11 protein-coding genes are annotated in these 10,359 nt (G+C 63.0%); 8 read left to right on the top strand and 3 right to left on the bottom strand.

The annotated features are described in order from the left end of the window. Positions 1-740: RtcB family protein (locus VEK15_16480; protein HXV62299.1), on the top strand; the 740-nt coding region annotated here is incomplete at its 5' end. Positions 741-771: 31 nt separating this feature from the next. Here VEK15_16480 and VEK15_16475 read toward each other — a convergent pair. The 3 genes from VEK15_16475 to VEK15_16465 all read right to left on the bottom strand — a co-directional run bounded on the left by VEK15_16475 (position 772) and on the right by VEK15_16465 (position 2,759). Beyond that, on the bottom strand, positions 772-1,515 hold the full coding sequence (locus tag VEK15_16475) for a ZIP family metal transporter (GenBank protein ID HXV62298.1): 744 nt from the start codon (positions 1,513-1,515) through the stop codon (positions 772-774). A gap of 73 nt (positions 1,516-1,588) precedes the next feature. Beyond that, positions 1,589-2,398, bottom strand: coding sequence for a family 1 encapsulin nanocompartment shell protein (locus tag VEK15_16470; protein ID HXV62297.1), 810 nt, complete (start codon positions 2,396-2,398; stop codon positions 1,589-1,591). Position 2,399: 1 nt separating this feature from the next. Continuing rightward, positions 2,400-2,759, bottom strand: a complete 360-nt coding sequence (locus VEK15_16465) for a ferritin-like domain-containing protein (GenBank protein HXV62296.1) — start codon at positions 2,757-2,759, stop codon at positions 2,400-2,402. Between the two features lie 206 nt (positions 2,760-2,965). On the opposite strand from VEK15_16465, the gene VEK15_16460 reads away from it, so the two are divergent. The 7 genes from VEK15_16460 to VEK15_16430 form a co-directional block, all read left to right on the top strand. Next, a complete protein-coding gene (locus VEK15_16460) occupies positions 2,966-3,418 on the top strand; it encodes a c-type cytochrome (GenBank protein ID HXV62295.1) in 453 nt (150 codons plus the stop codon). Positions 3,419-3,487: 69 nt separating this feature from the next. After that, entirely contained in the window at positions 3,488-4,069 is a 582-nt protein-coding gene (locus tag VEK15_16455) for a CBS domain-containing protein (protein ID HXV62294.1), read from the top strand. A gap of 271 nt (positions 4,070-4,340) precedes the next feature. Beyond that, positions 4,341-6,779 (top strand): ABC transporter permease, encoded by a 2,439-nt coding sequence (locus VEK15_16450; GenBank protein HXV62293.1) that lies wholly within the window; start codon positions 4,341-4,343, stop codon positions 6,777-6,779. A gap of 205 nt (positions 6,780-6,984) precedes the next feature. Then, entirely contained in the window at positions 6,985-7,881 is an 897-nt protein-coding gene (locus tag VEK15_16445) for a 2-oxoacid:acceptor oxidoreductase family protein (protein HXV62292.1), read from the top strand. Then, complete coding sequence (locus VEK15_16440) at positions 7,878-9,107, top strand: pyruvate synthase (GenBank protein ID HXV62291.1); 1,230 nt, start codon at positions 7,878-7,880, stop codon at positions 9,105-9,107. The genes VEK15_16445 and VEK15_16440 overlap by 4 nt, the downstream gene beginning before the upstream one ends. Continuing rightward, the gene (locus VEK15_16435; GenBank protein HXV62290.1) at positions 9,104-10,051 is read left to right on the top strand and encodes a thiamine pyrophosphate-dependent enzyme; all 948 of its coding nucleotides are present in this window, start codon (positions 9,104-9,106) and stop codon (positions 10,049-10,051) included. The genes VEK15_16440 and VEK15_16435 overlap by 4 nt, the downstream gene beginning before the upstream one ends. 3 nt (positions 10,052-10,054) lie before the next feature. Next, a partial coding sequence (locus tag VEK15_16430; protein ID HXV62289.1) for a hypothetical protein occupies positions 10,055-10,359 on the top strand: 305 nt, incomplete at its 3' end.

Raw genomic sequence — 10,359 nt, 5'->3', positions numbered from 1 at the left:
TCAGCATCCATTGCGGCTCGCGCGGTCTGGGACATCAGATAGGAACCGACTACCTGCGCTCCATGGTCCTGGCGGCGCCGAAGCACGGAATCGATCTGCCCGATCGAGAGCTCGCCTGCGTGCCACTGAGGTCCGACATCGGCAAGCGATATCTCGGTGCCATGCGTGCCGGAATCAACTGTGCCCTGGCGAATCGCGAGATCATCACCCATCTCGTCCGGCAGGCCGTCCAAGGAATTCTGGGAGACGCCGACCTGACGCTTCTCTACGACGTCTCTCACAACACGTGTAAGGAGGAGGAGCACGGGGTCGATGGAAAACGAAAACGACTCTTCGTCCATCGAAAGGGAGCCACACGCGCCTTCGGCCCGGGCTACGCGGACTTGCCCCCGGCGTTCCTAGACGTCGGTCAACCGGTTCTCATCGGAGGAACGATGGGAACCGCTTCTTACGTCCTGGTGGGTACGAAGGAGAGCGAAGAGCGTTCCTTCGGCTCCGCTTGCCACGGCGCCGGTCGCGCCATGAGTCGCCATCAGGCGCTGAAGCGCTGGCGCGGCCGCGACGTCATCGAGTCACTCGGAAGACGCGGAATTCTGATCCGCGGCCACTCCTACCGAGACGTCGCCGAGGAGGCGCCCGAGGCCTACAAGGACGTCGGCCAGGTCGTAGAGGCCGCCGACCGCGCGGACCTCGCCCACAAGGTGGCGAAGCTCGTCCCCCTCATCTGCATCAAGGGTTGACGACGAGTCGGTTCGGCGAGTGCACCCGTCGTCAGTCGCCGACAGCGAGCCGGATCGCCCAGAGGAGGCCGACTCCGAGAACGAAAGACCCAAAATTGACCAGATTGACCATGGCGCTGTGATGTTTGTTCACCTCGGGCACCAGATCTGAGGCGCCGATGTAGATGAAGTTTCCCGCCGCGAAAGGAACGAGCAAGGTGACGTTCACGGCCGCGGAGGCCAGGTAGGCCACGATCCCTCCGAGAAGGAACGACAGACCAGACAGTAAGTTCAAGAAAAGCGCGTGCCCTTTCTTCCATCCCCCGTGGACCAGCACGCCGAAATCCCCGAGCTCCTGCGGCACCTCATGGGCGGCTGCGGCAAGCCAGGCGGCGATTCCCAGTCGCACATCCAAGAGGAATACACCGGCCACGCCGAGACCGCCGAGGAAGTTGTGGAGACCATCGCCCAGCAGGATGAGGTAGGTGAGCGGCTGCTTGCAATCGGCGGACGCACGATGGCAGTGATGCCAGTGAAGAAACTGCTCGAGCGCCAGAAAGATGGTGAACCCCGCCATGACCCAGAGCGCGGCGCTCGTCATGGAGAGTCCACTTCCCGTGGCTGCGGGAAGCATGTGAAAGAACGCCCCGCCCAGCAGTGAGCCCGCGGCGAAGGCCACCAGCGGGGCAACGATTCGTTCCAGGGTTTCCTCTCGTAAGAGGAGGGTCACGCTGCCCACGAGCGCGAGCACGCTCATGAGTATCCCGCTTCCCAAGATCCAGACGAGGGTCGTCAATTAACCAACTCAATGACCTATCTTGACGTCAGACCACTATGGGCAGAACGAATCACTCGACGAGGCAGCGCGGTCAATCGCTCTCGAAGCTCAGCGATACGACCGCCGCTGGCTCCAGTAACCGGAAGGTGAAGGACTCGGACAGGTATAGACGGACTTTTCGGGTGTCATGGCTGTGATAGCCGATCGAGAGCTCCTGACCGAGACTGAGCTCGAAGTCTCCGCCGCGCAGTGAGACCACGTAACCTCCCGTGACATCGTCACAGTGGATGATGGGTCCGTCGAGAAGCGAGCCGATGCGTCTCAGAAGCGGGTAGCCGGATGCGGCGCTCGCAGCGTAGCGGAAAGGCTCGGGCCCGAGGAGCAATGCGTAGGCCCCTCCAATGGAGGCCTTCTCGAGCCGCATGACCGCTCCCGAAATCGTTTCCAGGAACGCCTCTTCGCGCGCGTGGAGCTTCATCTTCGGATGCCGGTCCGCGCTCGAGAGACCGACGATGCCCGAAGGCTCGAATCCATCGAAGATCGCTCGGTCCTCGAACCGCGCGGCCTCGCGAGCGGCGCCGATGAGAGGTTCCAAGTCGACGTCCTTGGCGCCTCTCTCCAGATTGTCGAGCTCCCAGACGTCGAGCTCGAACGGCGCTCGGACTTCCACCAGAGGCTGGACACGGTGAACGCCGTAGGCGATCTTCGATCCCTGAAGCTGCTCGGCGGGAACGTCGAGGCGGCCGAGACCTACGGCGGCGAAGTCGACCCCCTTCGGACCAACGACATCCACGAACCGGCGAGCCGTCAATTGAGACTTCAACACCTGGCTTGCGGTCTCGTCGATGAGCTTCCAGGCTGCGTCCGTCAACGGCGCGAGCTGTCGCTTCAACAGGTCCATGTCATTCCGCTCCCTTCAAGCTTCCGATCGCGAGATCCCTCGAGGGGGTGGAAGATTCGGATCTCGACTCCATGGCCTCCTCGACCTCGAGGACGGGTGCTTCGGTGAACAGGTAAGTCCGCAACTGCTCGCTCCAACCCGGCATGTTCCGTCGCAGCCACTCGAGGACCATGCAAGCGTGCTCGATCTCCTCATCCCGATTGTGCGCCAAGATCGCCCGAAGCTGCTCGTCCTTGCAGCAGACGACTCTCTGGTGATACCAATCGATTGCTTCGATCTCTTCTTTGAAGCTCGTGAGCGCACGGTGGAGGTTTCGGTCGTGATCCGAAAGTTCTTCGAAAGGTTCGTGGTACTGGGTCATGGAACGGACTCCCGCGAATCGTGATTGAAGGTACCGTGAAAGCGCCTGAGTATAGCAAGTTGCGCGTGGTTGTCTACCCATGGGACAGCCTATTCTCGCGTTCCGTGCTAGGGCCTTTTGTCGAGCCAACTAGGGATGTGCCCGGTTCCCCGAGACCGCTGTTGTTGCTAAGTGATCGGTCAAGTCGCAGCAGTCGGAGGAGAAGCATGCGCTACCAGATCTTCGAGATCGCCATTGCAGCGTGCCTGTTCCTGGGTTGCCAGGAGACAGGGGGGCCATCAGCGCGCGGGTTCGCTTTGCCCGCGGGCGATGCCGAGCAGGGTCGAGCGGCTTTCGTCGAGCTCAAGTGTTACACGTGCCATGAGGTCGCTGGACTCGAAAGGGAACTGCCCCGGCCCACGGCCACTCCGGTGGTCGACGTGAAGCTCGGTGGACTGGCAATGCGAGAACCGACCGACGGAGAGCTCGTGACTTCAATCGTGAACCCCCCGCACGACCTGTACCCCGGAGGTGAGGAGGAGAGGATCACGAGCGGGGGAGAGTCGAGGATGGCCAACTATAACGAGGTCATCACCGCTCAGCAGCTGATCGATCTCGTTGCATTTCTTCACGAACGGTACGAAACCACAACCGCCGAAGGCGGATCGCGACAACCATGACCGAAGTTGCTTGACCTCCGGACCCGAGATCCGGGGATTTTTTTTCGCCAAAAAGAAAGGCTGGGATTCATGAAAGTGGAGAAGCTGATGAAGTCCGATGTCGGGGTGTGCCATCCGGGCGATCCGGGTGCCATCGCCGCCAAGATCATGTGGGAAAGAGACTGCGGCGCCGTTCCCGTGGTCGACGACCGCTTGCAAGTCGTCGGGATGATCACCGATCGCGATCTGTGTATCGCCTCTTATCTCCAGGGGAAGCCTCTCTACGAGATTTCCGTGGCGGGGGTAATGAGCCAGCAGCTCTGGACGTGCCGGCCCGACGATGATATCTCCGGCGCCGAGAAAGTGATGAGAGAGCACCAGGTTAGGAGGCTGCCGGTCACGGACGAGGAGGGCCTTCTGAAAGGCATCCTGTCCCTGAACGATATCGCCCTCGAAGCGGCGAACGAAGCAAAAACCAAAACGAGAAAGACCGAAGTCAGCTTCACCAGCGTGGCCCAGACGCTAGTCGATATCAGCGTCCCACACTCGAGGCGGGCGGGGGCATCACCGACGCAGCCGCGGCGACGCAAGGCCGCAAAAAAGCGGTCTCAATTGTCCTCGGCGCCGCCCTCGTCTCCGACCGATCGCCGGGGACCGGAAAAAGGATTGTGACGGCCGAAACACTTCCGCGCATCGTTCTGTTTCACTAGCCTCACGACGATGGGTGGCCGGTGCGGTGGCACCCTCGAGCGTTGCGCTCATGTTCACTTTACAATCACCCAATGATGCGCGCGAGGAGACGCCCCACCCGAGGACTGCAAATCCCCTCCGCTAGGGTACTCCTCACCCCAGCTAGGGGAACTCATAGTTCGCTAAATGTAAACCGCTTACCCGCGAGCGGCGTCTAAGAAAGCGTGTCTGACGACCGAAAGGGGGCGAAGGCGTGACTTCGATCCTGCAAGAGCTCAAGTACGCGCTGCGGTCGCTTTCGAAGAAGCCGTCGTTCACGTTCGTCGTCGTGGGGACGCTCGGCCTCGGTATCGGCGCGAATACGGCCATTTTTGGAGTCATCAAGGCGATTCTTTTGTCGCCCCTGGCCTACGAGGACCCTGACCGCGTGGTGATGGTCTGGAGTCGGTGGCAAGGTTGGGACAAAACGTGGGTCTCGAACGCCGAGCTGCTCGACTACGAAGAAAGGGCAAAGACGCTCTCCCGGATCGGCGCCTGGTCGAGCCGCAGCGTCAATCTCACCGGGGAGGGAGAGCCCGAGCGGGTTGCCGCGGCTGCCGTCACCGAGGGGCTGTTTCCCGCTCTCGGGGTCAGTCCCTTCCTCGGGCGCGCGTTCACGCCCGAGGAGGACAGGCCGGGAAACGACGCGGTGGCCATTCTGGGCTGGACCCTCTGGCAAAGGCGTTACGGCGGCCGTGCCGATATCGTGGGGCGCAGCGTCGAGGTCGACGGCCATCGGCGAACCGTCGTGGGCGTCATGCCCCGAAGCTTCAAGCTTCCACTCGACTATCAGGAAGAGGGCTCGACCGAGCTTTGGGTTCCCCTCGCCATCGATCGACAAAACCTTTCCCGCGGAAGCCATGGGCTGTTCGCCGCGGCCCGCCTGACTCCGGGTGTGAGTGTCGCGCAAGCCACGGCCGATTTGAAAGCGATCACCGCGCAACTGACGGAAGAAGGCCTCTATCCGCCTCAAATGCGTTTCGAAGCGTTTGCCGTCACCGTGGCGGACGAAGTCACCGGCAGCATCCGTCCGGCTCTGGTGGTTCTGCTCGTCGCGGTCGGGTTTCTGCTCCTCATCGCGTGCGCGAACGTCGCGAACTTGCTACTCGCACGCGCCGACGCCCGACAGCGGGAGATTGCCGTTCGGACCGCGCTCGGCGCTTCTCGCCGTCGGCTCGTGCAACAGCTTCTCATCGAGAGCATCGTGCTCGCCTGCCTCGGGGGCGCGCTCGGGTTGGCTCTCGCCTACGGGGGAACGGTCGTCCTGAGGGCATGGAGCCCGGGAAGCGTTCCGCGGGTTGCCGAAGTGGGGGTGGACGGTACCGTCCTTCTCTTCACTCTCGCAGTTTCGGTCGCCACCGGCGTCCTCTTCGGCCTGGTGCCTGCCCTGAGGGCCTCCCGGCTCGATATTGCGGACGCGTTCAAGGAGGGCAGCCATGGCTCGACGGTCGGCGCGAGGAGGCAGTGGCTTCGGCGAGCGCTGGTCGTGAGCGAGCTCGGGCTGGCCGTGGTTCTTCTCATCGGCGCCGGGCTTACACTTCGGAGTTTTTGGGAGCTAAGGAAGATCGAGCCCGGGTTCGATGCGTCGAACGTGCTTACCTTCCGACTGTCCCTGCCGCAACCAACCTACCCCGATCCCATGGATGTCGTTCGTTTCTACAACGAGCTCCTCGAGAAAGTCCGATCCATCTCGGGCGTCCAGCACGCGGGTGCGGTGCGTCTCCTGCCGCTCACCTCGACCATGGGCGATTGGAGCATCGTGATCGAGGGTCGGGAGCCGCGCCCTGGAGACAACCCGAAGGGGGACTGGCAGGTGGTCTCGGAGGGGTACTTCGAGGCGATGGGAGTCCAGCTCGCAGAGGGGCGAGGAATCGGTCGGGAAGATCGCGCCGAGACGGTCCAGGTCGTGGTCATCAACCAAACCATGGCCAACATCTACTGGCCCGGAGAGAGCGCCATCGGAAAGCGCTTTCGCATGGGCGGGCCCGATCGGCCGTGGATCACGATCGTCGGTATCGTGAAAGACGAGCGACAGAACGAGATCAACGAGATCGTGAAAGAGAAGTTCTATCGACCGATGGCGCAGTTTCACGTTTCGAGCGGGTCCCCGACTCGGGCCATGACCTTGGTGGTGAAGACCGCGGCTGACCCCAGCAGTGTGCTCGTCCCCATACGCGACACGATCCGTTCCTTGGATCCCAACGTGCCGGTTTACGACGTTCAAACGATGGAGGACGTCGTGTCGGCCTCCGTCTCAGAGCCCCGGTTCACGCTGATGCTCCTCGGCTTGTTCGCCTGTGTGTCCCTGATTCTGGCGTCGGTCGGGATTTACGGCGTGCTGTCCTACCTCGTTGGGCAGAGAACGCACGAAATCGGGATCCGGATGGCGCTAGGAGCGGGAGCCGGGGCCGTGCTTCGCATGGTGTTGAAGCAGGCTGCCCTCCTTGCCCTCGCCGGGGTGGTTCTCGGTGTGGCGCTCGCGCTCGGTCTGACGCGCCTGATGACGGGTCTGCTCTATGGTGTGCGGCCGACCGACCCTCTGACATTCTCGGGTATCGTCGTTGTGCTCGTTTCGGTCGCCCTCGTGGCCTCCTATGCCCCCGCACGCCGGGCGGCGCGCGTCGATCCGATGCGCGCGCTTCGGACGGAGTAGAATCGGTCTCACAAAAGATCTAGCGTCGTGCCGACCGCGACGTCTTCATCGTACGAGATTCTTGCGTGCGCGCTTTCTGCTCGCTCGATTAAACGAGGAGTTGGGTGGCTCCTGCGTCAAACAACCCATTGTGAAGCGGCAGTCCTGTCGATTACGACAATAGGAACGGCTCGGAACCGGCACATTTCTTGCTCCTCTTGGATGCGTGAGCGAAGTTCTGCGCATTCGATTTCATGGACGAGGTGGCCAGGGGATGAAGACCGCGAGCCGTATTCTCGGCTCGGCGGCCTTCGATGCGGGATTCGTGGTACAGGACTCCCCGACGTACGGGGCCGAGCGTCGCGGCGCGCCGCTCGCCGCCTTCGTGCGGATCGGACGCGAGAGCATTCTCGAGCGCGGCGCGATCGAGCGCCCTCATCTCGTGGTCGTCTCCGACGACACGCTCCTGGACGACCCAGGAGCCGCACCCCTCGCTGGGTGCCGCGAGGACACAACTGTGCTCGTGAACTCCACGCGTGAGCTGAATATTCCCCCACGGTTGGTCCACGCCGACTTCACCGCGATGGTCCTGGAAAGGACGGGGCGAGTCGAGAGCCTCAGCACGGCTCTCGGCGCAGCGGCATCGCGGCTGATCGGACTCGATCTTGCCGAGTGTCTCGCCGGGGTCGAGCACGAGCTCGCGCAGGCTTCCCTCGATGCTGGACAGAGAGCGCTCAACCTGGAGCTCGCACGCGAGGTCTACGAGCTGGGAAGCTCGTGGGCGCCCGTCCCCTGGCCGGAAGACGAGGCCGTCGAGACTGCGACTCCGGCCGTTCTCGTCGAGCTCGCCCTCGATCCGGCGCGGCGCGCCACACCGAGCGTCTATGCTTCCGCCAACTCGCCGGCGCGGCGCACGGGAAGCTGGCGTCAGTTTCGCCCCGTACTCGAGCCGGAAAAGTGCAACCGTTGCTGGCTGTGTTTCGTGTGGTGCCCCGAGGCGGCGATCGCGCTCGACGAGAACGAATTCCCCCAGGTGAGCTACGACGTCTGCAAAGGATGTTTGCTTTGCGCCCACGAATGTCCCACGCAGGCGTTCCGGGTCGAAAGAGAGGTGCGCGCATGACCCGAGAGCTTCTGACCGGGAACGCGTCCGCGGCTTGGGGTGCTCGCTTGGCTGACGTGGACTACGTTCCCGCGTTTCCCATCACTCCGCAAACCGAGATCATCGAGCTTCTGTCGCGATGGGTGACGGAAGGAGAGCTCGCCGGACGCTTCGTCACCTTCGACTCCGAGCATTCGATGCTCACGGCGGCCGGTGCCGCCGCCGCCACGGGAGCGAGAGTCTTCACCGCGACCTCGAGCCAGGGTCTCTTGTACGGGTTCGAGATGCTCTACACGATGGCGGGCTGGCGGGTTCCCCTGGTCCTGGTCAACGTTTCTCGGGGGTTGTCGTCACCGGTCACTCTCGAGGCGGATCACAACGACGTCCTCTCCGCCCGAGATACGGGATTTCTTCAGATTCACGCCGAGACCTGCCAGGAGGTCCTGGACTCGGTTCTCATCGGCTACCGCCTCGCGGAGAGCGAGGACGTCGCGCTCCCCGTGCTCGTCAACATGGACGGATTCACGCTCTCGTTCACGCGCGAGCCCGTCGACCTGCCCGACGCCGATCGCGTTCGCGAGTTCCTACCCTCCTACGAACCGAGGCACGCTTTCATTCGTGGAGACGAGCCCATGGCGCAGGGCACCGCGGTTCTCGGTGGTTTCGCTTACAGCTATTTTCGCTACCAGCTCCACCTCGCGCAGCGACGAGCGCTCGAAGTCCACGAGCAACATGCGCGAGCCTTCCACGAGGCGTTCGGGCGCTTTTATGGACTGATCGAGCTCTTCGAGATGGACGATGCGGACTTCGTGCTCGTAATGTCCAACGCGTTCGCCACCAAGGGCAAGGCCGCCGTGCGACGACTTCGTGCGCGGGGCGTCAAGGCGGGACTCCTTCGCCTCCGCGTGCTGAGACCGTTTCCCGGTGAGGTCATCGCTCGGGCGTTGTCGGGTCGCAAGGCCGTCGGCGTGATCGACCAGAACCTATCGCCCGGAATCGGAGGCATCACGTTCCAGGAGATTGCCGCCGCACTATACGGCACCCGAGAAGCGCCGGCGCTCCTGAGCATCATCGGGGGGCTCGGAGGAAAGAACCTCTCCGATCCCGAGCTCGAGTCCATCTTCCATGATCTGGAGCGCGCCGCGGCAGGCGATCCGGTGCCGAGCCCGAGGCTCCTGTACACCGAAGCGGAAAAAGAGCGCATGGAGGGACTGCTGCATATCGCGGGAAAGGGGATACTGTCGTGAGCGCGTACGCCAGCACCGAGCTGCGGGCCATCAAGAATCTGAAACAGATTGCGAGAGCCGAGCCCATTATGCCGGGCACGTCGATCTGCGGGGGGTGCGGCGGTCTCGAGGCCCTTCGCCTCGCGGCGAAGGCGCTCGGCGAGAAGACGGTGTTCGTGAACGCCGCGGGTTGCTTCACACTCCTGGCCGTTTTCCCATACACACCGTTGAAGGGCTCCTGGCTCTATACGAACATGGCGAGCGCCCCTGCCGGGGCCCAGGGGGTGCGAGACGCTCTCGATGTCCTGCTGCGGAAAGGGAGGCTCCGCCCCGAAGAAGACGTCGACGTCGTCGTGGTCGCGGGCGACGGCAGCACCTATGACATGGGGCTCTCCTCGACTTCGGCGGCGATTTTCCGAAACCTCGATTTCTGGTATTTCTGCTACGACAACGAGTCCTACGGGAACACCGGGGTCCAGATGTCGAGCGCCACTCCTTACGGCGCACGAACGTCCACGACCCCGGTGACACCGGCGACCCGCGAGGGGACCGAGCACGGCAAGAAGGATCTCTTCGAGATCTGGCGTGCGCATCGGCCGCCGTACATCGCGACGGTATCGGCTCGTTACCCGGTGGATCTCACCAACAAGTTTCTGAAGGCGCGAAGGATGAAGGGTCCCAAGCTGTTCATCGCCCACGCTCCGTGCCCGACGGGGTGGCTCTACGATCCCGAAGAGACAGCGCACTACGCGCGGCTCGCGGTCGACACGGGACTCTTTGCCTTGAAGGAAGCGGTGAACGGCAACGTGACCCACACGCTCGTTCGCAAGCGGCGCCGCCCGGTCGAGGACTACCTGAGAGGCCAGGGCCGCTACCGGCATCTGTTCGAGCCCGCGAGGAACGAAGAAGCTCTCCGACTGATTCAGGAGCAGGTGGATCGATATTGGGAATCCGTGAAAGGATAGCCGATGCCCCTCCCCGACGACCTTTTGCGTCCCGGGATCGAGCTGCGAGAAACCCATATCTCCTGGGTCTTCTTGAGCGCAAACGAGGTGTGGAAGATCAAGAAACCCGTCGAGCTCGGGTTTCTCGACTTCAGCACGATCGGCAAACGGCGGGAGGCGTGCGACGCGGAAGTCCGCCTGAACCGCCGCTTGGCGCCCGGCGTGTATCGAGGAGTCGTTCCCGTTCGCCGGGACGAAGCTGACCACCTGTCCATCGATGGTACCGGAGCGGTGATCGATTGGGCGGTCCACATGAGGCGCCTTCCCGA

It is taken from the genome of Vicinamibacteria bacterium, assembly GCA_035620555.1.
Classification (GTDB): domain Bacteria; phylum Acidobacteriota; class Vicinamibacteria; order Marinacidobacterales; family SMYC01; genus DASPGQ01.
The sequence above is the reverse complement of the archived record's forward strand: the minus strand, read 5'-3'. Positions and strand labels throughout refer to the sequence as shown.

Bases quoted from the DNA above. Each gene is read 5' to 3' on its own strand.
- VEK15_16460 (HXV62295.1), top strand. From the start codon at position 2,966: ATGCGCTACCAGATCTTCGAGATCGCCATTGCAGCGTGCCTGTTCCTG.
- VEK15_16465 (HXV62296.1), bottom strand. From the start codon at position 2,759: ATGACCCAGTACCACGAACCTTTCGAAGAACTTTCGGATCACGACCGA.
- VEK15_16440 (HXV62291.1), top strand. From the start codon at position 7,878: ATGACCCGAGAGCTTCTGACCGGGAACGCGTCCGCGGCTTGGGGTGCT.
- VEK15_16455 (HXV62294.1), top strand. From the start codon at position 3,488: ATGAAAGTGGAGAAGCTGATGAAGTCCGATGTCGGGGTGTGCCATCCG.
- VEK15_16470 (HXV62297.1), bottom strand. From the start codon at position 2,398: ATGGACCTGTTGAAGCGACAGCTCGCGCCGTTGACGGACGCAGCCTGG.